A 23,635-nucleotide genomic window follows, 5' to 3' on the forward strand; every position below is an offset into this window, starting at 1 on the left:
TGCGTCACGTCGAGGGTCAGTCCGGCGTCTAAGAAGTAGAGGTCGTAGTACGACGATCAGAGATTCAAGCCCTGGTCGTTCGCAATGGTCACGGGGTAGTCCGGGTCCGGCGCGTCGAGGACGATGAGGGTGAAGTTGGTGCCGATGGTGCAGGCCCCACCCTGCAGGGAGTATTTACCGCCACCGTCGTCGGCGATCAAGACCAAGTCTTTAGCGGCCAGATGTTTGCGGTCCAGCACCGCCATGAATGCGGGGGTCAGTTTAATTTGAGCCATTTTGGTCAATCCTTTCTTGGTGGCCTTAGTTTAGCACGGGGTGACAGAAGTGATAAGTGACTTGCTTAATGGTTGGTGACCGACTCAAAGTGCGGTATGATAACGACAATTCGATTGGTTGAAAGGAAATAAATGATGAAAACGTACGGGATTGGGGCGGTTGCCCAACGGTTAAATTTGTCGGTGGCGGCGATTCGTTACTATGATCAGGAAGGACTGTTACCCTTCGTTCACCGGGACGGTGGTGGGCGGCGCCGGTTTACCGAGGATAATATCCAACTGCTCAAGATGATTCTGGACCTTAAACGGGCGGGGGTCCCCATTAAAGAGATTGCTAATTTTGTCTCCTGGCGGATGGATGGCGATGAGTCGTTAGGCGAGCGTTACGCCTTTTTGGCACAACAAGAAACGGTGCTCGAAGACAAAATCGCCCAATTGGAATCCTCATTGGCTTATCTGCGTTTTAAAAAATGGTATTACAAGACGGCGGAGGCGGCTGGTACCGAAAAGATTCACCTGTTACCGGACTCTAAACAGGTCGCCCCCGCGACGTATCAGGCCTATCATGCCCTGTTAGAGAGTGGTAAAACGGCTAAAGAACTAGGTGACGTTTAATGTTAAAAGTTTTTGCTTGACCTCAAGTAAACTTGAGCTAGTAAACTACGTTCATTATCTTTTTTAAGGAGTGATGAGCGTGTTAAGTTTAGCTTTAGTTCCCATTCTGATGGGTAGTGGGTTAGCCATGCAAACGGCCGTTAATTCAAAGTTACGGCAGGCAGTGGGGTCACCTTACTTGGCGTCGGCCGTTTCGTTTAGTGTCGGTGCCCTATTTCTGCTAGGAATTACTGGGATGACGGGTGGCTCCCTAGGTATCTCGTGGCAAGTTATTAGCCAAAATCCCTGGTGGATTTGGAGCGGTGGGGTGTTAGGTGTGATTGGCTTAACCGTTAATCTCCTCCTATTTCCCCGGTTAGGGAGTCTTCAAACGGCCGTGTTGCCCATTTTTGGCCAAATCGTCATGGGCTTGATCATTGATCAATTTGGGTTATTTTCCTCACCGCAAACAGCATTAACTTGGTTGCGCGGGGGCGGATTGGTCTTAGTGACCGGCGGCATGTTGGTCGCCACCGGTTTATTAGAAAAACGGTCGGTCACCACCGCAACCCGGGGAAAGTGGTTGTGGCAAGGATTAGGCATCGGTGCGGGCATGTTAATGGCCACGCAAACCGCCATTAACGGGCATTTAGGCGTGGTTTTAGGGTCATCGTTACACGCGGCGCTCATTTCCTTTAGCGTTGGAGCGGTATTGTTGATTTTAGTGGTCATTGGGGGTCGCCTATCACTGAGCGGTTTTCGGACCACGGACGCGACGAGTCGGCATAACTGGTGGCAGTGGCTAGGTGGGTTTCTGGGGGCGCTCTACGTTTATGGCAGCTCCTGGTTAGTGCCCCAAATTGGTACCGGACAGGTTGTAGTGTTAGCCCTCTTTGGCCAGTTACTGTTCAGTGCGTTGATCGATCAGTTTGGCTGGTTTGAAGCGGTAATCAACCGGGTCGCCCTGAGTCGGTTAGTCGGCTTAGTGGCCCTGTTTCTGGGCGTCTTAAGTGTGCACTTTCTTTAATTAAACGACATATATTGAAAAAGCGCTGTAAAACTAGACCAGTTTTACAGCGCTTTTGGTGTCTGGAAATGAGACCACTTAACCGAAAAAACGATCAGCTGGGAGTGGTGTCGGGGGCCGTAAACGCCTTTAGAATCACCAGAACCATTTGGTCAAACTGTTGGTCGGCCTGGGTGTCTGTTTGCTTAACTTCTTCCAGGCAGAAACCAGTGACGGCGGAACGAAGGGTCTTCGAGCAGAGAGTCAATGAGTCGGGTCGAACCAAATCACGCAAGAGGGTGTCTAAGATGGCGACCGTTTGTTGGCGGGAAGCTAATAGGTCGGGGTTAGTTGCGGTGGATGCACGATTAAATAGGAGTGGTGCGAGGTTCAGGTGAGTTAGCCAAAACGTTCTGGTGAGGTGAAAAAAGGTTAGGACCGCGTCAACACCGGTTTTACCGACCAATCCCGTTAAGATGGTTTGGCGTGAATCTGCCGTTAACTGTAAGCTGATGCCGGTTAAGACGTCATCCAAGTTACTAACATGGTTGTAAAGGGATTGCGATCGAACGCCCAAGACCTTAGCAATTTGGGGCATGGAGAGATCGTGGAGACCGGTGTTGGTCCCAATTTCCATGGCGGCCTGGATAATTTTGGTTTTTGTTACGTTGCGTTGGGTCATACGAGTCACCGGTATACAAAGTCCAAAAAATTGTATATTCCTTTCTTAAGTTACGGGATGCGAGCTTGCAAGGGAAGTTCCGGGTATTTTGGGTGGGTTCTCTGCAGGTCGTCCTTATTTTTTTATTATAAACTGCAGATTTAGTCTTTACAACTACACATTGTTGTCATAAACTACAGCTTGTAGTTTATGACAATTTAATTTAGCTTTTGGAAGATGGTTAAGGACGGGTGAACAAGATGAAAATTATCACGAATTTTACGGGGACAAACATTCCTGACCAGTACGGTTGCAATGCGCCCCGGGGCCAACAACCCCACGGGATCAATCAGAACTCATTTCCGTTTGAAGTGGCTGAAATTCCGGCTAAGGCGAGTTATCTGAGTTGGACGTTGATCGATTATGATACGGTGCCAATGATTGGGTTTGCGTGGATTCATTGGTTAGTGGCAGACTATCCCGTCGTCGAAGGTCCGGCGGTAATTCCGGCAGGGGTTAGCCAAAAGACAACTGTTCCCCAAGGAAAAACGAGTATGCGATCGGTGGTGACGTTGATCCGTCATCCATTGTGGCGCATGACGGCACTGGGACGGGACCTAACGACGCATTATTCCGGTCCCCGGCCACGGGGCGGCCGACACCAGTTAAGACTGACGGTTTACGCGACGAGCGCCCCGTTAGATCTAGCACCGGGGTTTGGCCTGAACCAACTGATGGCGACCGTTGATGAAAAGTTAGTAGCTCAGGCCAGTCTGAACTTGGCCTATGAAAGGAAGTCTCACTAAATGTTAACGATGGTCTGGTTAGGACTCATTGGCGTTGTTGTTGGAACGTTTGTGATTGCGTTAGGTGGTGGCGGGGCGGCTATTTACTTGGGTATTCTTGCTTCGGGGTTTCACCTATCGCCAGCCGTTGCCGCCGCAACGTCGATTGTGACGGCACTGCCGTCGATTATAATTGGGACGGTTGGCTACTTTCGACAAGGGAAGATTAACTTTAAAATTGGCAACCAAATGATGGTAGCGGCGTTGCCTGCCGTGGTTGTCGGGTTATTGGTGTCCCCGAAGATTCCGACGGCGTGGTACCAATGGTTACTTGCTCTGATTTTAATCGGGTTGGGTGTTCAGATTTTAGTGAAAAGACATGCGTCTCGGCCCACACAACCGAACCGATTCGCGGCTTCGGTGTATGGTGTGATCAGCGGGTTAATGGTCGGGGTGGCCGGTCTCAGTGGTGGTGGGCCAGTTTTGGCGGGACTGCTCTTATTGGGGCTGGATACCTTTCAGGCGACCGCCACCTCAACGTATGTCCTAGTGGGGATGAGTCTATTGGGGGCAGCGTTCCACCTGACAACCGGTAATATTTATTGGACTGCCGGAATCCCGTTAATCATCGGTACCGTTATTGGCGCACTCTTGGCCCCAATCGTGGTGAAGTTCTTATCCCGCGAAGGGCACGGCAGTCATTTGAATTTCGTGATTGCGGGGTTATTGATTTTTATGGGCGTTAAGTCGTTATTTTAAAAAACGTAAGGCCTTCGGTTAAACTAATTAGTTAGTTTTGTTGACAGTAACTAACTATCGGAGTATACTGCGTTTAGTTAGTTAAGAAAGATAAAAGCTAACTAAATATAAAACGGGAGTGACCACAACATGACTTATGACTCACAAGCACTACTCACCCTATTTGGTCGGCTGTTTCAACAACGGGCCTTCGTTTCCGCGGCCGTGCGCAGCACCCGCATGAACGAGCATGATCCGCAACGTAACTCCAACCAACTTCGTCTCTTACATCTACTAACCGAACATGATCACCTGACCAACTCCGACATCGTCGAGGACCTCGACATTCGGCCCAGCTCCGTCAGTGCATTAGTCGCCAAACTCGAAGACGCCGAACTGATTGAACGGCAAGCGTCACCGGACGACAAGCGGGTGACGTTGATTTCTCTGACTGATGCCGGACGTAAATTTTTAGCAACGGCCCACAAGGCCAAGGATGACTTTTCGGAGGCCCTGTTCACCACGCTCAGTGAGGCGGAACAGGCGCAACTGCGCGACATCTTGCAGAAACTATTGAAGGACCTTGAGGCCAAGCAACCCAGTGACTGGGCAAAATCGGCGGATTTCAAGGCCTTCATGGAACAGGCGCAAGCCTTACACCGCGGCCACGGCATGCACATGCATGGCGGCATGGGGATGCGCGGGGGCATTGGACCGAACATGCGTGACATGTTTCGCGACGACCCTCGGCGGCCTCACGATGATTATTAATAATAAATGTTAATAATCAGAAACTAGGAACAGTAAAAAGGTCATTCTCAAACGAGGATGGCCTTTTTGTCAGAGCTAGTGTCTTAGCGTGGTGTTGTTTAGTTAGGGGAGTACCACGACTTTCCCTAAACTCTGCCCACTTTCCAAATAACGGTGGGCGTCGGCGGTGTGGGCCAAGTCGAAAACCTTCGCCGGGTGGACGTCGACGTGGTGGTCGGTGATGAAGTCCAGTAAGTTCTGCAGATCATCGGGCGCTACCTCGCTCGAGGCAAACCCGGTCAAATAACGATTGTTGGGGATGTCGGTGATCGGATCGAAGCCGTCAATCGTCCACTCGCCGCCCAATTCGCCGGTAGAGTTGACGATCCCAAATTCGTTGAGGCGGTTCAGGGAATCGCGGATCGCCCGGCCGCCAATCAGGTCGACGATTTTGTCAAAGTTGCCGTGCGTGTCTGGCAGGTTGATTGGATCCGGGGTGACCAAAACGTCCGTGAAACCCAACGCTTTCAAGGCCGTCACCTTTTTGGCCGAGCGGGTGGTGCCCACAATCTGCGCTTGGGGGGCCAACGCGTGAATCAGCTTAGCGGCCGCGACGCCGACCCCACTGGTAGCCGCGCGAATCAAGATCCGGTCGTGTGGCTGAATCTGAAGGCTGCGAACGATTCCGTCCGCCGTGTAGAAAGTTTCGGGCACCGCCGCTAAGTCGGCCCAATCTAGCGTGGTGTGCACCGGATAGACCTGGTCGTTGGGGAGTAACACCATTTCCGCGTACCCGCCGTCGAAGGCCCGGCCCATTTCGCCCATGATGGACACGACCGTTTGGCCGACGGTGAACCGGTCGGGAGCCGAGGTCGCCGCGACGGTGCCGACCGCTTCGATGCCTAAGATGCGCGGAAAGGTGACCGAAGGCGAGGCCCCTTCACGGGTGAAGATTTCCGAATGGTTGATGCCAAAGCCCCGCACTTTGATCAGCGTCCAACCGGGTTTGACGGTGGGCGTGGGGACGTCAGTATAGTCTAATACGTCGGGACCACCGGGATGACGAACCACAATTGCTTTCATAAGCACAACCTCCTTAATCGTTAAGCTCAATATACCATAATCCGGCCTGACCAGCGGGGTTAACGCCGTTGACAAAGTGGTCTGGGGTGGGTATCTTACGGGTAAGTGTTTGATGAAGGGAGTTGAAACACGTGCCACAAATTTACTTTCTGTGTACCGGCAATTCGTGTCGGAGTCAAATGGCGGAGGGGCTTGCCCGGCAGGTGTTAGGACCGGAATGGCGAGTGGCCAGTGCCGGCTTAGAAACTCACGGCCTGAATCCGCGGGCCGTTCAGGTGATGGCTGAGATTGGAATCGATATTTCACAACAGACGTCTAAGGTGATTGACCCGAATTACCTGGCCCATTGTGATTTAGTGGTGACGTTATGTGGCGATGCCCGCGACCGGTGTCCGGTAACCCCACCGACCGTGCATAAGCAACACTGGCCGTTACCGGATCCGGCACAGGCCACGGGCAGTGCGGCCCAGCAGTTGGCCGTCTTTCGAGCGGTGCGGGATCAGATTCGGCAACGGGTGAGCCAACTGGCCAAGATTGACCAGTAGACGATGAGTGGCTTTTTCCCAGTTTGGATGGGGCGCGGCGTATAATAAACTGAGTTTACATATTGGTCTGCTTGTTTGGTCGTGACGCGCTGACGACTATTAACCGTTGAATAAATGTAAAAGTGGTGGCGTCGCTTGCTCCGAAAGTTAGGGGGTAATAACGCCATTTTTTTGTGAGGAGGTTTGGGGATGGAACCCGTATTCTTGATATTACTATTATTGGTGGCGGTGATTGGGGGCAACGTCCTTGCTAAGCATTGCCCCCATATTCCGCAGCCGTTCTTCTTGATTGGGATGGGATGCTTGTTTGCGTTTCTTCCCTTGTATCAGGGCTTTCGGCTGAGTCCAGATATATTTACGTTAGCCATTATTGCGCCGTTAATGTACAACGAAGCCGAAAGTGTCTCCCGATACTGGGTGGGGCGCGGAATTGTAAACATTTTATCGCTCGCCATTGTTTTGGTGATCTTGACCGTTTTGGTCGTAGGGGTGACGGTGCACGGACTGCTACCCGCCTTACCATTGAGCCTAGCCTTTGCCCTGTGTGCGATTGTAACACCGACCGATGCCGCGGCCGTCAGTGCGATTACGCCAGCCAACGATGAGTATCGGATTCCCCAAACGATTCTGGAAAACGAATCGCTATTTAACGACGCCTCGGGAATCGTGGCGTTTGATTTAGCGTTGGCCGCCTACGTGTCGGGGAAATTTACGGTTGGTAGTGCGCTGGTTGATTTTGGCCGCGAATTTTTCGGCGGCCTAGTCGTTGGGGCAGTGATTGGATTGATCCTAGCCCAAGTCCGGCAATTGTTGATTCGTGGGGGCGATGACTCGCCGGTGGTACTTGTGACCCTGGAATTAATTACGCCGTTTCTGCTGTATTACGTGGCTGATCTGAGTGGGTTCTCCGGAATCCTGGCCGTGGTGGCCGCGGGATTGGTTCAGGGCATTGAACGCGAACAGTTGCGCTTAACGGCCAGTCGAATGCAGCAGGTTCGCCGTAATGTTTGGGCGCTGATCACCGAAGTCTTATCGGGACTGGTTTTCGTCTTGCTAGGGATTTCGTTGCCCCGTGTCATGCGATTGGTCTGGCATAACCAGCAACTCAAGTGGTGGCAGCTGTTAGGGGCGGGGGTCCTGATTTATGGCTTAAAATTAGGTCTGCGGTTGATTTGGTCGCGCTATTTTGTTTGGATGCATACGCCCAGTGCCCACCGGTGGTTGGATAGTTGGTTGATGGCGCTAAGTGGGGCGAACGGGACCATCACTTTGGCGTTAGCCTTCTCGTTACCGTTGGTGGTCAACGGTCAGACCTTTGCGCTGCGCGGGTCGTTGATTTTTATGGCGGCCGTCGTGATCTTACTGAGCCTATTGGTTCCCTCACTGGTCCTGCCCCGCATTTTGGCGGCGGGCCCTACGATGAACCAAGTTCAAGCGGCGTGGACGCACCGACTGCGGGAAACGGCCATTGCGGCGTTGATCGCGCAACAAGACCAGTATCCTAGTGAAACGTTAATTGTCAGTGACGCTCTGCGCCAACAGTTCCAGCGGCAAAACATGCCTAATCGACGTCAGCAACGTCAACTATTTCGGCAAGCCGATACGGCGGAAGAAGCCGTGGTCAGCACGTGGGCGGATCAAGGAAAGTTAACGGCGAGTGAAGCGCGTGATTATCGGCGTTTTCTGCAGTACAGTCGCTTTACAGTTGATCAACGGTGGTGGAAAAATTTGATTCTGCGGCTATGGTTTAGTGTGCACATGGGACGGTTAGACCGCAACCTTCAAACGGCCCAGGATACCTTTATGACCTCTCCCTTAGTCATGGAACAGATCTTTTGGCAGCGTGAATTTGAAAAGAAAAACGCCGATATTCGGCCCATGGAACGGGCGGGGTATCGGGCGGCTATTGCGGCCCTTGATCAGTGTCAAACACCGGATAACCGGACGGCCGTGGACGTTATTCAGCGTTACTACCACGAACGTCACCGGCGAATTAACCTAGCGAACCCGGATGAAAACGTGATCTATCAGTTATTTTTAGATGCGTTTCACGCGGAATACGAGTTGGTCCAAACGGCCTTTGCGCAACAGGAGATTACGGCTGAAGTGGCGCAGACGTTGCAGCATCAGATTATTCTAGATGAAGCCAGTTATCTAGAGAATCGAACCACATTTCTGGCGTAAAACCATCAAAGAGCGGCGATCACGATAGGGTGATCGCCGCTCTTTGGCGTTACGCGTTTAACATTTTTTTGGCAAATTCTTTAACAAGTTGGACCTGGTTGTCCTTCAAAACCCCACCAGAACTCCCCAGGATCTTCATGCCCTTACCCCCCATGACCTGGTGGAAGTGGCCAATGACCGGAATGCCTTTTTCGTCGGCAATCTTGGTCAGCGCCTTATCGGTGACGGCTTCGGGGCCGCCCGAGGTGGTAAAGAAGGCAATCTGTTTAACCTTGGCGGGGTCCAAGCTTTCCATAAAGGCCGAGGCGCTCTTGTCCGGGCGCATAAAGTAGGTGCCGCCGCCAAAGAAGAGAATGTCGGCCTCGGCGACCGGTGTCTTAACGTCCTCCGCCGGCACACCGGCGACCTGGGCAATCTCCTTAGCGAACGCTTCGGTGTTGCCGTTGCGTGTTTGATAACGAATAGCTACTGTCATTGAAAACCCCTCCGTTTCGATTAATCACGATAACTTCAGTATAGGTCATTATGAAACCGATTACAAAAGAGGTGAACGGTTAGGCTAATCAAAAAACGTCCCACGTTGTCGAGGGACGTTAGAGGGATCATTGGGCCCGGTTTAGCCACTCGACGTAGTGCTTTTCCCGTTCGATGGCGTGTTCCAGGATTAAATAGTGTCCGTAAGCCGCGTCAATGGCGGCCTGATTTGGAAAGACTTCGGCACGTCGACTTTGCAAGTGCGTCAGTTGCTCGGCGTGAAGTTGCGTCTGTTCTTGTAACATGGGACCGAGCCGTGGATCGTTGGCCGACTTAATGAAGTATAGTTTTAAAATAAACTCGTCCTTGGTGGCGGTGAGTTCCGGTGAGGGCTCGCCAACCCAAGCGGCGAGTTTTTTTTGCCCCTGGGCGGTCAATTGATACACCTTTTTGGCGAGCTTTTCGCCGGCGATTTGGTCTTGGTGGGTAATGTCGCCGGCCGTTTCCAACCGTTGGAGTTGGGGGTAGATCTGGCTGTGGCTAGCCTGCCAGAACTCGCCGATTTCGTGCTCGAAAGCTTTGGTGAGGTCGTAGCCGGTCTGGTCCTGCTGACTGAGCAGACCCAAAATAATGTATTGTAGGCGATTGCGTTGTCCGATGATGTCCACCTCCTTAAGCCTAATTAGACTGGTATTCTCTTCCCCATTGAACCAGTTTCTTCCGCAAAGTTCAAGATAATCCTTGACTAAGGGCGAATGAGGCTTTATAGTAATCATCGTAAATTAAAACATGTAATTAATTACATGTTGAAAAAGAAAGGACTTGAGCAAATGGCTGACAAGCAATTTAAGACTTTGGATGACTTTTTGGGGACACATTTCATTTATACCTACGATAACGGGTGGGAATACGAATGGTACGCCAAGAACGACCACACCGTGGATTACCGGATTCACGGTGGCATGGTTGCCGGCCGTTGGGTGACGAACCAGGAAGCCGACATCGTGATGTTGGCGCCGGGGCTCTACAAGATTTCCTGGACGGAACCGACCGGGACCGACGTGGCCCTGGACTTCCTCCCCAACGAAAAGAAGATGCACGGCACGATCTTCTTCCCCAAGTGGGTGCAAGACCATCCCGAAATCACGGTTACTTACCAAAATGACCACATTGATTTAATGGAGGAATCCCGGGAAAAGTACGAAACTTACCCGAAGTTAGTTGTGCCGGAAATGGCGAAAATCACTTACATGGGCGATGCCGGTCAGAACAACGACGACGTGATCAACAAAGCACCATACGCCGGCATGCCCGACGATATCCGCGCCGGGAAGTTCTACGATGCCAACTACAAGCGACTGAAGAAATAATTTAGCAGAATAGACGACTGGCGCCCACCTTCGTAAGGAAAGTGGGCGCCAGTTTTTAGTGTAACAGGGCGGGAATCTGGGTCAAACTGTTAACTTGATAGGTTGGCGTGGCCACGGCCGTCACCGGTTGGGCCTGCGGGTTGAACCACACGCTGTCGAGTCCGGCGTGGTTGGCACCCTGAATGTCGGCCGTTAGCGAGTCGCCAATCACCAGCAGTTGTGCGGGATCGGCATCCGGTAATTGGGCCTCCACGGTATCGAAGAAGCGCCGGTCCGGCTTACTGTAGCCCACGTCCTCGGCTAAGAACATCTGCTCGAAGAACGGGGCAATATGCGAATCCGCCAACTGTTGGGTTTGTTTAGCCCGCACTTCGTTGGAAATCACGACCAGGTGGTAGTCTGGTTGGAGCTGGGTCAAGACCTCGCGCACGTGGGGCATCAGGGCGTGTTCCGCGTAGAATAACCGGCGGAACTGTTGCTCGTAAGGCACGCCGTCAACGGGAATCCCGTAGTGGGCGAAGAACCGGGCGAAACGGGTATTGACCAGTTCGTCACGGGTCAATTTCTTTTGTTCCAGGTCGCCCCACATGGCGAATTGGAGATTGTGCCAGTAGGTGACTTCCGCGGTGCCAAAGTGAAAGTCGAAGGGTAACGTCATTTTGCGTAACGCGTTTTGGGCGTTGGTGTCTGTGTCGAATAGGGTTTGATCCAGGTCAAACAGTAACGTCTGATAACTCATTTAAGGGCCTCCATTATTTTTAGTCTTCGTTGTAGGATAGCACACTTGGTGGGCCAACAGAAACCGGAACAATGGCGCCAATTCCCCGTTGACAAGCGAAAGCGACCTTTGATATACTGCTCAACGCAAAAATTAAGGAGGGTTCGTATGGCCATCTACGACCTAATGCAACTTAGTCCGGGCGTCCTGCGGCAGAAAATCCGGGAGGCCCCGAACCGACCCACTAAATGGCGATTGCTGGGGGCCTTGGTCCTGCGCGACGGCCTGTTATTGGGCTTTGCCATTGCCTATATCGCGAGTTTTACGTTACTCTTTGGGGCGGCTAGCAGTTACATCGGCGTGGCGAGTTTCTGTATCTTACTGAGTGCGCGCTTCGTGAACTATACCTACAATGTCCGGGCCAGCCTGAGCGCCTTGGCGGTGGTCCTGGGTCTGATGTGGGGTAACAGCGTGCTCCTGCCCCGACTGGGCGTATGGGGAGCCGGCGTAGTGAACTTATTGAGTTTATTGGTGATCCTGCGCCTGACCACGGCGGCGCCCATCATGGGAAATGGTGGGGTGTACACCTTTGGCTACGTCCTGGTAACGGGCGTCCCACCGGTGGGTGCCGCAGCCGTGACGGGGACTGGGCTGGCGACGCTGGTCGCTTACCTCTGCTGTGCCGCAGTATTTTGGAAACACCACCGGCATGCCGACGCGCACCAAGCGCTGTGGCCGGTGGTCAAACCACCGCGCCTGACCGACGCAATCTGGCGCTGGCAACTGCGCTTAGCCCTGGGTGTCACCGTGGCATTGATGCTGGGTCAGGCCCTGCACCATCAGCGGGCCATGTGGCTGGGCTTTGCCTGCATGTCGGTTTTGTTGCCGCAAACCACGCAACTACGCGGGCGAGCCGTACTCCGTTTTAGCGGTGTCGTCATCGGTTCACTGGTGTTTGCGCTGGGGGCGGCTTGGTTGCCGGTTGCGGCGGTGGCTTTGTTGGCGCCGATGGCCGGCTTCTGGCTGGGGTTGACGCCCAGTTATTTCTGGGCCAGTATTCTCAACTGTTTCGGGGCGTTGAGCATCGTTCACACGTCTCTGGGTGGTCCCGCGGCCGCTGGGTTACGGATTATGAATAACGGTTTAGGCATTCTAATCGCCATCTTGGTGGCGGGGCTGGGTAATTGGTTCTGGCACCGTCGAACGACCTAAAAAACGGTTAACCACTTTATTATGGTGGTTAATCGTTTTTTAAGTTCGCGCGTCGAACTGGTGCCCACACTTGGGGCAGGTGACTCGTACGTGGCCGTGGTGGCGCGGTACCCGAATCCGTTGGTGACATTGCGCACAGTGGAAGAAGCGGTAGTGCCAATGTTGGCTGATTTGGTAGGTGAGGCGGCTGAACGGACGGATCAAGATGAACCAGAATCGTTGAAAACCGCGGTTCAGCGCGACCTGCCGGTAGATATTATGGGAGAATAGCCGCCAATAGCTCACGGCAATGAGGAGCGTGGCCACTAGGAAGAGCCAACCGGCGTATTTCCCCCAGAAACTCAGGATTAAGAGGACGATGGCTAAGCCGTTTAAGACCCGGTTCAGCGTATCATTTTGACCGTAGCGCCCAATCATGAGCCGTTGCAGGCGCTGGATGAATTTAGAATTAGGTTTCAACTAGAACACCTCCGTCAATGTAATAATTAATCCTACCATACTCCGGGTGGGGGCACCAAAGAATCTCCTGTTCCACGTGAAACAAGGTTTGCGGTAGAATGGACCTAATGAGTCATGCAGGAGGTTTTCACCATGTCAACCGTTGCCAGTATCAAACAAGCCATCAAGGACGATCCGGCCAACGCCGAGTTCACCGCCAAGGGCTGGGACCCGCTCTTTCACGTCCTGCCCAGCGCCACCATTTTAGTCATCAGTCAGGCCCCGGGCCGCATCGCCCAGGATACCGCGACCTATTTCAACGACGCCAGCGGTAAACGCCTGCGCGAATGGATGGGCGTCACCCGCGAGGAATTCTACGATAGCGATAAGGTGGCTGTGATGCCGCTGGACTTCTACTATCCGGGGAAGGGCAAGAGTGGCGACCTGCCACCGCGCAAGGGCTTTGCCGAGAAGTGGCACGAGCCACTCTTGGAGCAGATGCCTAACGTTCAGTTGAAGCTGTTGGTCGGCCAATACGCCATCAAATACTACTTGGGTCGGAAACGTTACAAAACCCTGACCGCCACGGTGCAGAACTACACCGACTATCTACCGGAATTCTTCCCGCTGGTCCACCCGTCACCGTTGAACTACGGGTGGCAGAAACGTAATCCGTGGTTCCAGACCGACGTGGTACCGGACTTACAGGCCCGCGTCCGCAAAGCGTTTGACTAGAAAACGACAAAAAACGAGTCACCCAGTAATTGACATAGGTGGCTCGTTTTGCGTTAGAAGAACAGGTAATACAGGCCGCTGAGCCCAATGAACCCGTAAATCCATTTTTTGATGGTTTCCCCGTCCAGTCGGGTCAGCAGGCGCGCGGCGATGAGCGTTCCCAAACTGGCGGCGACCATGCCGACCAGAATGTAGGGGATGTCGTGGACCGTTAAGATCCCGTTAGCCACTCGAACGCTGGCGATGTAGAAAGTGTCGATCAGGAAAAAGCCCTGAATGTTGCCGATGTATTCCGGCATGGATTTAGACAACGAAAGGTAGTAGAGCGCCATCAGTGGGCCGCCAATTCCAAATAAGCCGTTGAAAAACCCGGAGATGATCATGAAGCCCCCGGCGATGTACCAGGGATAGCGGCGCGCGCCGGCGTTCTTGGCAAACGTGAAGTACAGGCTCAACGCGACCAACAACCCGCCCAGCATCATTCGCAGTAAGTGGGTGTCTAACACGTGGCCCAGATGGACCGACCAAGTGGCCACCGTCGCGTACACCAGAAACGGAATGATCAGGCGTTTGAGTTGAACGTGATGGCGGTAGCGGATGGTTAAGCCCAAAACGCTGGTGAGCATGATGACGCCACCAATTCCGGCGGCCTGTGCGATGGGCAGAATTGCCGGGAAGAAGATCATCATGATGATGACCGCCCCAAAGCCGGTCAGACCTTGGACCAGACCGGCAAGTAAGGCGGGGAATGCAATTAACGCCCAGGTCATGATACCTGGCCTCCTTTTAAGAAAGTATGGTATCTAGTGTGGGGGACAAAGCCAGTCCTGTCAACGGGTGGCGGGGATGGCGGAATTGGTTTTTCAAATTTAGGAAAAAAAGTTGTTAAATTCCCTTGACTTAGAGTTAACTCTAAATTATACACTCAATCTTGTTGAATGAGCGGTTAGCTACTCCCCCGGGCGATACGCCCAGTTAGCCGCGGCATTCGAACTGATTTTGACGATAGATCACAACACAACCATTAAAGGAGATTTTTACATGACTAAAGTAATTATGGGTGCCGATCCGTTAGGCTACGATTTGAAGAACGCCGTTAAACAACATTTATTGGACCAAGGCTTCACCGTTGAGGACATCACGCCAACCAACGACGTTGACTACTTCAACGTTGGCCAAGAACTGGGCCAACGAGTAGCCAGCGGTGAATTTACCCGCGGCTTCATTTTCTGCGGCACCGGAATGGGTGTCAACATTGTGGCGAACAAGTACCAAGGTGTCTACAGCGCCTTGTGTGAAAGCTTGGAAACGGCCCGGTTATCTCGGGTCATCAACAACGCCAACGTCCTCGCCATGGGCGGTATCGTGGTCACCCCGTACCTGGCCAAACAAATGGCCGATACGTTCTTGAACACGCCGTTTAGTGAGGGCTTCTCGGAAGGTGATCCAGCCTTTCTCAAGAGCGCTTACCAGTCCGTGCAGCAAACGGAAGCGGTCATTACTGCTTACAACGAAAAGAATAAATAAGCGCTAAGTTCTTACTTGTAGAAGCTGTTATACGTTAAAAAGAAGGCCGTCACGAATTTTTCGTGGCGGCCTTCTTTGATGTTCTAGTTTAAATTGGTGATGTAGTAACTGTTGTTGAAAAAGCGTCCCATGAAGTGTATAGCCTAGAGGGCAACCAGCTTTGACTCGGGTTGGCACTAACGGTCGAGGTGCCCCAAATCCTGTGGGTCCGCCCCGTCAGCGACTAGTTGGTTAAATTTTTCGCGCAAGGCTGGATCGGTCTGCGTGGTGTCTGGCAGATAGTTGACGTTTTCCGTCCCCGCCTGAATGGCGCGCTTGTAGTACCACTTCTTCCAACGCAGGAAGTCCATGGTGTGCTGGAGCGCCGCCATCTTTTCTTCGAGGGCTTGTTCTTGTTCGGCCAGAAAGTCGTAACGTTCGTCGAGCGTCCGGTCACCGGCCAGGCACAAGTCGATGAACGTCCCGATTTGTTTGACCGGTAAGCCGGCTTCTTTTAAACAGCTGATGGTTTCCAGATAGTTAAAATCGGCGTCCTTGAAGACGCGCCGGCCCGCGGCGTTGCGGTCGACGAAGGGCAATAAACCTTCCTTGTCGTAGTAGCGCAGGGTGTACGTACTGATGTCGAGGCGTTTGGCCACCTGACCGATGGAATAGGGCATGGGATTACCTACTTTCTGTAAAATAAAGTTAGCTCTAACTTTAAATGATTATCGGTTATTTCGCAAGTAAAGTGGTTAAGCCCGACAGCCATTTCGCGCTATACTAAAAATAAACAGTTTGAAAGGACGGGGCACTATGGAGCTGACGGGTTACGAAGATTTGCGGGTCCAAAAAACGATTAACGGAATTTATACGGCGTTTGAAGCACTGATTTGCGAGAAGGCTTATGAGAAAATCACGGTTAAGGCGTTGGCCGAACGCGCGCAGATCAATAAAAAGACCTTTTACCGGTACTACCCCACGCTCGACGACCTACTGGCCGAGATGCAGGCCCGTTACGCCAAGGATTACCTGGATCAGATTAAAACCTTCCAGTATCCGCGGGACCTCGCCAAAAGCTTACGGGTCTTTTTCACCTATTCCGCCGCGCAAGGGGAAGCTTACGATCGGATTACCACCAGTGGTCGCGGGTCGTCTTACGTGGGGATTCGGCAACAGATGATCGACCAGGTGATGGGCACGACCTGGGGCGCCTCTCCCGAATTTAAGGTGCTGAGCGATTGGCAACGGGCGGTGCTGCTGACCTTTATTCAGCAAACGGGATTAACCGTCTATCAGCAATGGATCGCGGGGGGCAAAACCGTGCCTCTCGACGAGGTGATTGCCGCGGCAACCGCGTTGATGCAGGGTGGGGTCAACCAGTATTTACAATTAAATCGATAAAGCGTTATCTGGGTCGGGAATTTTTTCCCGGCCCTTTTTGTGATCAAAATGCTGCTTGCTGGTAGTTTTGTGCCACTGTTTCGCGGAAAGGGGGGCATAAGTCCCGCTTTTAAAAAGACTGCCCATTTTTTCGGTTGGCCGTTGTTGGCATAATGGACCCATTCAAAGCACGAGGAAGGGAGGCTGACCGCATGTTAACCGTCAGCGAAGATCAACAAATTACCCAAGTGATTCACCAACAAACGCAGGCCTTGATTACGGGGGACCGCGATCAACTAACCCGCTTAATTGCACCGGATGCGCAGTTTACCCACATTACGGGTGCCCGACAAAGCCGGGATGACTGGTTACAACAAATTAAGCGGGGGCGAATGGCTTACCTCGCCAGCCAAGAAGAGGAGTTAACGGTGACGCGCACCGGCACCACAGCGCAGGTCGTTAGTCGCCAGCAATTAACGGCTCGAATCTACGGTTTTCAACAAACCTGGCCGCTAGAATCGCACACCACGTTGGCCAAGCGTCACGGCCAATGGTTGATTACCGCCTCGTCCGCTAAGCTGTACTAATCAAGGGAGGAATACTAACTAATGTCACGTCGTCGAATTGCCATCGCCACGGTGGCGCTATTAATCGCTAACTTTATGGGGGGCCTCGATGCCACCATCGTCAACACCGCCTTACCGGCCATTACCAGTGACCTGAACGGGATTCGCCTGATTGGCTGGATCAGTTCCGTGTTCTTACTAGGTACGGCGGTTACCACCGTGTTATGGGGCCGGGTCGGAGAACTCATTGGTAATAAACGGACCTTTCAGATTTCCGTGTTGCTGTTTATCGTCAGTTCGTTAGCCGGCGGTCTGGCACCGAACATGCTACTTTTGATTGTTGCCCGGGCCTTCATGGGAATTGGGGCCGGGGGGATGGTTTCCATTCCGTTTATCATCTACGCGGATATCTATCCCAACCCAGCTCAACGGGCACGGGCGTTAGGGTGGGTGACCGCCTTTTACACCCTATCGACCGTCGTGGGTCCATTAATTGGGGGCTGGTTGGTCGATGCGTTGTCCTGGCACTGGGTCTTCTTCATTAACTTGCCGATTGGGTTGATTTCGTTACTCGTGCTGCAGTTCTCCTACCAAGAAACCCGATCAACCGGGGCCAACGGGCGGTTCGATACCCGGGGAGCGGTGACCTTGATTGCCATGCTGGTCGTCCTGTTGTTTGCCAGTGACGCCCTGGCGTCGAGCCTAACCCGCGCAACCATCTTGGCGGTGATCGGTGTGGCCCTCATGGTCGGTTTCTACCAATTGGAAAAACGGCAAGACCACGCCCTAGTGCCGGTCGAGTTATTGAAAAATTGGCCGGTTCAGGCGCAAAACGTCATCATGTTTCTGATCAACGGGTTCTTTATCGGATACAGCGTCTACGCACCGATGTGGGCGCAAGGACTGCTAGGGACTAACGCCACTTTTGGGGGCTTAACTCAGATTGCGGGGTCCGTGCTGTTACTCGTTGGGACGCGGTACACGGCACACCTGATGGAATCGTGGCCGTACAAACGCATCGTTTTATTGGGGATTATCAGTGTGCTGTTATCGGCCGGATCAATGGTTTTGGCGACCCAACAAGCGCCGTATTGGTGGCTACTGGTCAGCGGTGGTTTTAACGGGTTAGGAATGGGCTTGGCGTTTACACCAATGCAGGTCTCCTTACAAGATGGCGTGCGCCAGGACTTAATCAGCGTCTCGACCACCTTCGGGTTACTTTTCCGGACGTTGGGTCAGACCTTCATGGCCGCCATCTTTGGGGCCGTTCTGAGTCTCAAAACGGCCAGCCAACTGCACGCGCCGTTGACGGCGGGGATGGTCAACAAACTGACGGATGCCTCGACAGCTAAGCAATTGCCGGCCGCGTTATTGCCGCAGTTGCGGACGATTCTGTTTAACGGGTTTCACCTGATTATGGTGATTGGGTTTGGTCTGGTCTTAGTAGCGCTACTGATCAATCTGACGCGTCAGGCGCCACAAAAACAACCACGGGGTTAAACGTTTTGTCCCGCTTGGGGCCAAAGGGTGGCATAAGTCCCGGTTTCCGGAACATTGCCCATTTTTTCCCTTGCGAGTTGGGGCGATAATAAGCTTATTGAAACGATGAGATGAAAGGAAGTTTAAGTCATGGAAAAAACGATCACGTTAAATAATGGGGTCACGATGCCGACGTTAGGTTTTGGGGTCTTTCAGGTGCCCGATAGTGAACAGTGTGAAACCGTCGTTCGTGAGGCGTTAAGACAGGGCTACCGGTTGATCGATACGGCCGCCGCTTACCTCAACGAAGAGGCCGTGGGACGGGCCATCAAGGCCAGCGGCATTCCACGCGAAGAAATCTTTGTGACCACCAAGTTGTGGGTCCAAGACGCCAGTTATGCGGGTGCTCAACGCGCCATTGACCGCTCCCTTTCCCGGTTAGGGCTGGATTATCTGGATTTATATCTGATTCACCAACCGTTAGGTGACGTCTATGGCGCTTGGCGGGCCATGGAAGAAGCCTATCACGCGGGGAAGGTTCGGGCCATCGGGGTGTCGAACTTCGAACCGGATCGCGTACAGGACTTGATGATGCATAACAGCGTTAAACCAGCGGTTGACCAGATTCAGGTCAATCCATTGGCCCCCCAGACGGCTGCGGTTGACTGGCTATTAGCTAACGATATTCGGCCCGAAGCCTGGGGACCGTTTGCGGAAGGGAAGACTGGCCTCTTCACCAACCCCGTATTGGTACAATTAGCCGATAAATACCACAAGACGACGGCCCAAATCATGCTACGGTGGCTCAACCAACGTGGCGTGGTGGTGATTCCTAAATCGGTCACGCCGGCCCGAATCGCGGGGAATACGGATTTCTACGACATCACGTTAACGGCCGCCGAAGTGGCGCAGATTGCAGCGTTAGCCTTACCGGACAGTCAATTTGGTAATAGTCACGACCCCGAAAACGTGAAGCAACTCGGCAGTTGGACCCTCGATATTTAATTAAAGGAGCGATTTTATTATGACCATGAGCACGCAAGAAATTAGTGATCGTTTAGAGCTCAAACAATTAGTTGACCAATTCTCAAACTACGCCGATACCAAGGAAAACGACAAGCAGGTTAAGTTGTTCGCCCCGGATGGCCAAGTCAACATCATCAATAATGGCGAGGTGACCTTTAGCCTTAAGGGTCGCGACGCCATCGAACAGGCCTTTTCACAATCCATGGACGACTATCAATCGGTCTTTCACATGAGCGGTCAACACACGGTCGACTTCTTGGACGCCACGCACGCCACCGGAGTTGCCTACAACTACGTGGTGTTGGTGAAGTTGGTTGACGGGAAGCCTCAGACCACGCAAGAAGGTGTCCGCTACGAAGACCGGTACGAAAAAATCGCTGGTCACTGGTTGATCACCGAACGGAATTCGCACTTTAACTGGCATCTCGATCTCTAATTGCGTGTTGAAAACAAAACCTGTGGTCCGTAGTGACCGCCGGTTTTGGCGTATAATGGGAGCATTCCAACTCACGAAAGAGGGCTTTCCCATGATTGAAGAAACGGACCGGCTGCGGGTGCGTAACTTGGTTGAAAGTGACTTGGCGGACTACCAGCGCATCCTGGCCTATCCGGTGATGGCGACCGCGAACGGCGCCACCAGCAGCACAGCGCCGGACCTACTAGCCTACTGGTTTGAAAAGGATCGGCACAGTCCCTACGCCTTCGCGGTGGTCGACCGGGTCGAACACCACTTTATCGGCGCCATTCTGTACTACCCGCACCAGGATCAGTCGGCCACGTACGATCTGGGGTACTTCCTAGAACCCAACGCCTGGGGTCACGGCTACATGGCGGCCGCGGTCCGCGCCAGTTGGGCGTTGATTCGCCGGGAGGGTGGGTGCTTGACCGACCTTTATGCGGATTGCCTGCCGGATAATCAGCGCTCGCAGCGGGTGTTGACTAAGCTAGGCTTTGTTCCGGTGGCCGCGACCAGTACGGTAGCCAGCGACCACGACCCGGACAACGTCTTGTGGTTTCAACGAACGTTTACGACGACCAACTAAAAAATGAGCAGCGCCCGTCAGTGGTCGTTGCTCATTTTGTGTTTGTGGGACTTTAGCCCACGTTGATGTTGAGTAAAATGGTGCCCACCACGATGAAGCCAATCCCGAAAATAATCACCGGGTTGAGTTGCTCGTGCCAAACGAGCACGGATAACGCGGTCGTGGCCACGATACCGACGCCGGCCCACAAGGCATAGGCGATATTTAGGTTAATCGTTTTAATAGCTAAAGATAAGAAATAAAAGCAAAGTACATACGCTGCTAAACTTCCCATTGTGAAAAACAAACGCGTAAATCCGGCCGAAGCCTTTAACAAATTCGTGCCCACGAGTTCTCCCGTGATAGCAATGCCTAAGTATAAGTATCCCATGCTTGTGCGCCTCCGCATCGTAAAGTTATGTGGTGTGATAAATGACACATCACTAATGATTCAGCATATTGTGAATCAAGATATTCTACCACGATTTTGCCCGTTATGGGTTAAAAAAAGTACTGACGAGTGAAAATTTTTTCGACCGGGCCACCATGATGGTCAAGGAAAGCGGTTAACGGTATGATGAAGTGAAGATATCGTGATGGCTAACAACGGTTTTTAGGATGACGGATTAGCTATCGCTAAGGAGTGATTGGGTATGGAACTCTTAGCCTCGACGAGCACCCTCATTTTGGTGGCGACGTTGAGCATCATTGTTAACCGGCAACTGGTGCCGAAAATTTCAGTAAACTACGTCAGTATGTTCTTTGGCGGACTATTGGCGGTAATTCCCGTCCTAAATGGGCTAGTGGCGCATTTTGAGTCAGATATTTTTATCGGACTAATTGTGGCGCCACTCCTGTTCTTCGAAGGTCAGAGCACCCGGATGAATAGCGTGGGGCGGAATTTCCGCCAGATCATTAGCTTAACGGTGGGAATGGTGATCTTATGTGCCGTGATTGCTGGATTCGGGACGGCCTGGATCACTTCGCTAGGCTTACCGTTGGCCTTTATCTTGGCGGCCATCAGCACACCGACCGACGCCACGGCCACCGAATCCGTGGTGATGGGCCTAGAATTGCCGCACCGGGAGGCCACGTCTTTAAAATTGGAATCGTTATTTAACGATGCGTCCGGAATTATCTTGCTGAACATGGCGATCCTCTGGTACGTCAACGGCTACATCAACTACGGCCAAACGTTGGGCGACTTTCTGTATTCCGCGATTGGCGGGGTGATTTTCGGGTCCCTGGTCAGCGGGGTCTTAATTTATTTACGCCAAAGTATGTTGCGTTCGCGGTTGAATTTTATTAACAATACTTATAATAGCGGTACGCCGCTCAAGGTCATCTACATGATGACGCCCTTTTTCCTGTACTTTGGGGCGGAAGCCATCCACGTGTCGGGAATCATCGCCGTGGTCTTCGCCGGCCTGGTCCACAACGCCGAAGGGGAACGGAGTGCGTTGGCCAATCCGAAATTGGCGTATGACAGTTTTCAATTATTAGACTTGGTCAGCGACGTGCTTAACAGTGTCGTTTTCGTGGTGCTGGGGATTATGTTGGTGCGGACATCGCTGGACAAATCGGTGACCTATAACGGCAGTCTCATCTGGATCGGCGTTGGCGTGATCCTCTACGTGGCGAACCTGCTTGGCCGGTACGTCTATTGTCGGGTAGTTCAACGCCGGGATAACTATTCGGCCTGGGTCTTTGCGTTGGGTGGCATTCACGGGGCGGTCACCTTTGCGCTGGCCTTCACCGTGGCCGCGACACAGGTCAAGACGCAGGACTTCAACCTGGTTCTGATGTCGGAAAGTGTCTTGATTATCTTAAGTATGGTGGTGCCGACCATTCTGTTCCGGTTCATGTTGCCAAAGACGGAGACCGACGAGAAACTGGCCCAAGGCATTCGTGAGGTCCGTGAGCAAATGATTGAACGGGCGGTCGCCAAACTCGACGAGATGCCGAAACTATCCGCTGAGTTCAAACTGGCCGTGACGTTTGATCTTAAATCGCAAGACGGCCACACGACGGTCAAACAGTTCGTCAGCGAATGGCGGCGGATGGTGCGCCATCCCGAATATACGCAGGCCGAGATGAACCAGTTGATTTCGACCTACCAGTGGGTCTTCAAGACGGAACGGCAGTACCTCATCGATCTGTACTACACCAATCATCAAGTGTCCGAAGAGCTGTTCAACAGCCTGTACCGCGAGGTCGCCATGGCCGAGCTGATGGTGTTGGACTACGGGAGTCGGAATTAAAAACGTTGGGGTTGTAACTGACTGAAGGCGTTAAAAAGACGGTTACCAAGGCTGTTCAGGCTTGGTAACCGTCTTTAGTTAATAAGCTTTACGTGGATCAAAAAACGAGCTTAACCCCGTCAAGTTGAGTCGGGCCACGTAGCTTTTGAACTGGTCGAAGTCCAAGTGGTGGTCGCGAGAGAAGCGACTGAACAACGATAACGTGTTGTGGACCATGAAATAGGCCGCAATCTCGGCATCCTGTTGGTCGATGGGGTAGGATTGACGAATTGATTTGGTGAGAATGACCACCAAGTTATCCTCAATGCGCTGGGCAAACCGGGTGTAGTTCTTGGGAAACAACAGGTGTTGAATGACGGCATCGTTGGCGCGCACGTAGGTGACCGCATCGTCCAACATCAGGCCGGGGTGAGTGTAGACGGTTTTAAACGAGTAACTCTGGATGATTTTCCCTAGGCCCCCGGAAACCTGGTCGGCGAAGGTGTCAATCAGGTCGTCAATGGAATCGTAATGGAGGTAGAACGTTTTGCGGTTGATCCCGGCGGTTTGAGTTAATTTAGTCACGGTAATTTCGTGGTACTCGTGTGTTTGCGCGAGCTTTTCGAGGGCGTCGCGCAGGGCGAGTTGGGTCCGGGCGACCCGCTTATCAGTGGTGACCATGGACAAAACCTCCTTTGGAACGTTAGACCCCACTTGGTCATTAGCTAAATTGACCATACCACAGCTGAAGCGGATAGTTCAACTTCCCCGTTTATTAAACGTGTTATAATAAGCCCATCTTGGGGAATTGCAGGCGATCCCCAGCCCAACATTGCCGTTGATGG

29 protein-coding genes are annotated in these 23,635 nt (G+C 52.6%); 18 read left to right on the forward strand and 11 right to left on the reverse strand.

Going from position 1 to position 23,635, the window contains the following annotated elements; all coding sequences use genetic code 11:
- Positions 1 to 56: 56 nt before the first annotated feature.
- The gene (locus FD25_RS03270) at positions 57 to 275 is read right to left on the reverse strand and encodes an iron-sulfur cluster biosynthesis family protein (RefSeq protein ID WP_057801274.1); all 219 of its coding nucleotides are present in this window, start codon (positions 273 to 275) and stop codon (positions 57 to 59) included.
- Positions 276 to 407: 132 nt separating this feature from the next.
- Here FD25_RS03270 and FD25_RS03275 point away from each other — a divergent pair, with 132 nt between their 5' ends.
- Both FD25_RS03275 and FD25_RS03280 read left to right on the forward strand, forming a co-directional pair.
- On the forward strand, positions 408 to 890 hold the full coding sequence (locus tag FD25_RS03275) for a MerR family transcriptional regulator (protein WP_225428537.1): 483 nt from the start codon (positions 408 to 410) through the stop codon (positions 888 to 890).
- Positions 891 to 969: 79 nt separating this feature from the next.
- On the forward strand, positions 970 to 1,896 hold the full coding sequence (locus tag FD25_RS03280) for a DMT family transporter (RefSeq protein ID WP_057801278.1): 927 nt from the start codon (positions 970 to 972) through the stop codon (positions 1,894 to 1,896).
- Positions 1,897 to 1,990: 94 nt separating this feature from the next.
- On the opposite strand, the gene FD25_RS03285 is transcribed toward FD25_RS03280, so the two are convergent.
- Positions 1,991 to 2,557, reverse strand: coding sequence for a TetR/AcrR family transcriptional regulator (locus FD25_RS03285; RefSeq protein ID WP_057801279.1), 567 nt, complete (start codon positions 2,555 to 2,557; stop codon positions 1,991 to 1,993).
- A 239-nt stretch (positions 2,558 to 2,796) separates the two neighbouring features.
- On the opposite strand from FD25_RS03285, the gene FD25_RS03290 reads away from it, so the two are divergent.
- The 3 genes from FD25_RS03290 (at position 2,797) to FD25_RS03300 (ending at position 4,830) form a co-directional block, all read left to right on the forward strand.
- On the forward strand, positions 2,797 to 3,342 hold the full coding sequence (locus FD25_RS03290) for a YbhB/YbcL family Raf kinase inhibitor-like protein (RefSeq protein WP_057801281.1): 546 nt from the start codon (positions 2,797 to 2,799) through the stop codon (positions 3,340 to 3,342).
- Entirely contained in the window at positions 3,343 to 4,080 is a 738-nt protein-coding gene (locus FD25_RS03295) for a sulfite exporter TauE/SafE family protein (RefSeq protein WP_057801283.1), read from the forward strand.
- A gap of 129 nt (positions 4,081 to 4,209) precedes the next feature.
- Positions 4,210 to 4,830 (forward strand): MarR family winged helix-turn-helix transcriptional regulator, encoded by a 621-nt coding sequence (locus FD25_RS03300; RefSeq protein WP_057801286.1) that lies wholly within the window; start codon positions 4,210 to 4,212, stop codon positions 4,828 to 4,830.
- A gap of 102 nt (positions 4,831 to 4,932) precedes the next feature.
- Here the strand turns inward: FD25_RS03300 and FD25_RS03305 are convergent, their stop codons facing one another.
- The gene (locus FD25_RS03305; RefSeq protein ID WP_057801293.1) at positions 4,933 to 5,892 is read right to left on the reverse strand and encodes a zinc-binding dehydrogenase; all 960 of its coding nucleotides are present in this window, start codon (positions 5,890 to 5,892) and stop codon (positions 4,933 to 4,935) included.
- Between the two features lie 131 nt (positions 5,893 to 6,023).
- Between FD25_RS03305 and arsC the strand changes: the two genes are divergently transcribed.
- Both arsC and FD25_RS03315 read left to right on the forward strand, forming a co-directional pair.
- Positions 6,024 to 6,437, forward strand: a complete 414-nt coding sequence (gene arsC / locus FD25_RS03310) for an arsenate reductase (thioredoxin) (protein WP_057801298.1) — start codon at positions 6,024 to 6,026, stop codon at positions 6,435 to 6,437.
- Positions 6,438 to 6,626: 189 nt separating this feature from the next.
- Entirely contained in the window at positions 6,627 to 8,621 is a 1,995-nt protein-coding gene (locus FD25_RS03315; RefSeq protein ID WP_057801305.1) for a cation:proton antiporter, read from the forward strand.
- A gap of 49 nt (positions 8,622 to 8,670) precedes the next feature.
- Here FD25_RS03315 and FD25_RS03320 read toward each other — a convergent pair whose 3' ends face one another.
- The gene (locus FD25_RS03320; RefSeq protein ID WP_057801306.1) at positions 8,671 to 9,096 is read right to left on the reverse strand and encodes an NADPH-dependent FMN reductase family protein; all 426 of its coding nucleotides are present in this window, start codon (positions 9,094 to 9,096) and stop codon (positions 8,671 to 8,673) included.
- A 127-nt stretch (positions 9,097 to 9,223) separates the two neighbouring features.
- The gene (locus FD25_RS03325; RefSeq protein ID WP_057801836.1) at positions 9,224 to 9,754 is read right to left on the reverse strand and encodes a PadR family transcriptional regulator; all 531 of its coding nucleotides are present in this window, start codon (positions 9,752 to 9,754) and stop codon (positions 9,224 to 9,226) included.
- A gap of 171 nt (positions 9,755 to 9,925) precedes the next feature.
- Here FD25_RS03325 and FD25_RS03330 point away from each other — a divergent pair, with 171 nt between their 5' ends.
- Positions 9,926 to 10,465, forward strand: a complete 540-nt coding sequence (locus FD25_RS03330; protein WP_057801308.1) for a phenolic acid decarboxylase — start codon at positions 9,926 to 9,928, stop codon at positions 10,463 to 10,465.
- A gap of 55 nt (positions 10,466 to 10,520) precedes the next feature.
- On the opposite strand, the gene FD25_RS03335 is transcribed toward FD25_RS03330, so the two are convergent.
- A complete protein-coding gene (locus FD25_RS03335; protein ID WP_057801311.1) occupies positions 10,521 to 11,204 on the reverse strand; it encodes a YjjG family noncanonical pyrimidine nucleotidase in 684 nt (227 codons plus the stop codon).
- A gap of 147 nt (positions 11,205 to 11,351) precedes the next feature.
- Here FD25_RS03335 and FD25_RS03340 point away from each other — a divergent pair, with 147 nt between their 5' ends.
- Positions 11,352 to 12,395, forward strand: a complete 1,044-nt coding sequence (locus tag FD25_RS03340) for an FUSC family protein (RefSeq protein ID WP_057801312.1) — start codon at positions 11,352 to 11,354, stop codon at positions 12,393 to 12,395.
- 39 nt (positions 12,396 to 12,434) lie between these two features.
- Here FD25_RS03340 and FD25_RS03345 read toward each other — a convergent pair whose 3' ends face one another.
- The gene (locus FD25_RS03345) at positions 12,435 to 12,854 is read right to left on the reverse strand and encodes a hypothetical protein (protein ID WP_057801313.1); all 420 of its coding nucleotides are present in this window, start codon (positions 12,852 to 12,854) and stop codon (positions 12,435 to 12,437) included.
- Positions 12,855 to 12,986: 132 nt separating this feature from the next.
- Here FD25_RS03345 and FD25_RS03350 point away from each other — a divergent pair, with 132 nt between their 5' ends.
- The gene (locus FD25_RS03350) at positions 12,987 to 13,568 is read left to right on the forward strand and encodes a uracil-DNA glycosylase family protein (protein WP_057801315.1); all 582 of its coding nucleotides are present in this window, start codon (positions 12,987 to 12,989) and stop codon (positions 13,566 to 13,568) included.
- A gap of 53 nt (positions 13,569 to 13,621) precedes the next feature.
- Here FD25_RS03350 and FD25_RS03355 read toward each other — a convergent pair whose 3' ends face one another.
- Complete coding sequence (locus FD25_RS03355) at positions 13,622 to 14,338, reverse strand: sulfite exporter TauE/SafE family protein (RefSeq protein WP_057801317.1); 717 nt, start codon at positions 14,336 to 14,338, stop codon at positions 13,622 to 13,624.
- A gap of 271 nt (positions 14,339 to 14,609) precedes the next feature.
- Here FD25_RS03355 and FD25_RS03360 point away from each other — a divergent pair, with 271 nt between their 5' ends.
- Positions 14,610 to 15,095 carry an RpiB/LacA/LacB family sugar-phosphate isomerase gene (locus tag FD25_RS03360; RefSeq protein WP_057801319.1) on the forward strand — a complete coding sequence of 162 codons (486 nt, stop codon included), beginning with the start codon at positions 14,610 to 14,612 and terminating at the stop codon, positions 15,093 to 15,095.
- Between the two features lie 176 nt (positions 15,096 to 15,271).
- On the opposite strand, the gene FD25_RS03365 is transcribed toward FD25_RS03360, so the two are convergent.
- Positions 15,272 to 15,754 (reverse strand): MerR family transcriptional regulator, encoded by a 483-nt coding sequence (locus FD25_RS03365; RefSeq protein ID WP_057801321.1) that lies wholly within the window; start codon positions 15,752 to 15,754, stop codon positions 15,272 to 15,274.
- 136 nt (positions 15,755 to 15,890) lie between these two features.
- Here FD25_RS03365 and FD25_RS03370 point away from each other — a divergent pair, with 136 nt between their 5' ends.
- The 6 genes from FD25_RS03370 to FD25_RS03395 all read left to right on the forward strand — a co-directional run bounded on the left by FD25_RS03370 (position 15,891) and on the right by FD25_RS03395 (position 20,571).
- Positions 15,891 to 16,478 (forward strand): TetR/AcrR family transcriptional regulator, encoded by a 588-nt coding sequence (locus FD25_RS03370; RefSeq protein ID WP_057801323.1) that lies wholly within the window; start codon positions 15,891 to 15,893, stop codon positions 16,476 to 16,478.
- Positions 16,479 to 16,669: 191 nt separating this feature from the next.
- Entirely contained in the window at positions 16,670 to 17,044 is a 375-nt protein-coding gene (locus FD25_RS03375) for a nuclear transport factor 2 family protein (RefSeq protein WP_057801325.1), read from the forward strand.
- Between the two features lie 21 nt (positions 17,045 to 17,065).
- A complete protein-coding gene (locus FD25_RS03380; protein ID WP_057801327.1) occupies positions 17,066 to 18,523 on the forward strand; it encodes an MFS transporter in 1,458 nt (485 codons plus the stop codon).
- A 129-nt stretch (positions 18,524 to 18,652) separates the two neighbouring features.
- Positions 18,653 to 19,507 carry an aldo/keto reductase gene (locus tag FD25_RS03385; RefSeq protein ID WP_057801329.1) on the forward strand — a complete coding sequence of 285 codons (855 nt, stop codon included), beginning with the start codon at positions 18,653 to 18,655 and terminating at the stop codon, positions 19,505 to 19,507.
- Between the two features lie 19 nt (positions 19,508 to 19,526).
- Positions 19,527 to 19,964 carry a nuclear transport factor 2 family protein gene (locus FD25_RS03390; RefSeq protein WP_225428538.1) on the forward strand — a complete coding sequence of 146 codons (438 nt, stop codon included), beginning with the start codon at positions 19,527 to 19,529 and terminating at the stop codon, positions 19,962 to 19,964.
- 91 nt (positions 19,965 to 20,055) lie between these two features.
- Positions 20,056 to 20,571, forward strand: coding sequence for a GNAT family N-acetyltransferase (locus FD25_RS03395; protein ID WP_057801331.1), 516 nt, complete (start codon positions 20,056 to 20,058; stop codon positions 20,569 to 20,571).
- Positions 20,572 to 20,623: 52 nt separating this feature from the next.
- Here the strand turns inward: FD25_RS03395 and FD25_RS03400 are convergent, their stop codons facing one another.
- A complete protein-coding gene (locus FD25_RS03400; protein WP_057801333.1) occupies positions 20,624 to 20,941 on the reverse strand; it encodes a DMT family transporter in 318 nt (105 codons plus the stop codon).
- A 262-nt stretch (positions 20,942 to 21,203) separates the two neighbouring features.
- Here FD25_RS03400 and FD25_RS03405 point away from each other — a divergent pair, with 262 nt between their 5' ends.
- Positions 21,204 to 22,811 carry a cation:proton antiporter gene (locus FD25_RS03405; protein ID WP_057801335.1) on the forward strand — a complete coding sequence of 536 codons (1,608 nt, stop codon included), beginning with the start codon at positions 21,204 to 21,206 and terminating at the stop codon, positions 22,809 to 22,811.
- A gap of 78 nt (positions 22,812 to 22,889) precedes the next feature.
- Here FD25_RS03405 and FD25_RS03410 read toward each other — a convergent pair whose 3' ends face one another.
- Positions 22,890 to 23,471 (reverse strand): TetR/AcrR family transcriptional regulator, encoded by a 582-nt coding sequence (locus FD25_RS03410; protein ID WP_057801337.1) that lies wholly within the window; start codon positions 23,469 to 23,471, stop codon positions 22,890 to 22,892.
- Positions 23,472 to 23,635 lie beyond the last annotated feature (164 nt).

The organism is Levilactobacillus acidifarinae DSM 19394 = JCM 15949, from assembly GCF_001434835.1.
In the GTDB taxonomy this organism is placed as follows: Bacteria; Bacillota; Bacilli; order Lactobacillales; family Lactobacillaceae; genus Levilactobacillus; species Levilactobacillus acidifarinae.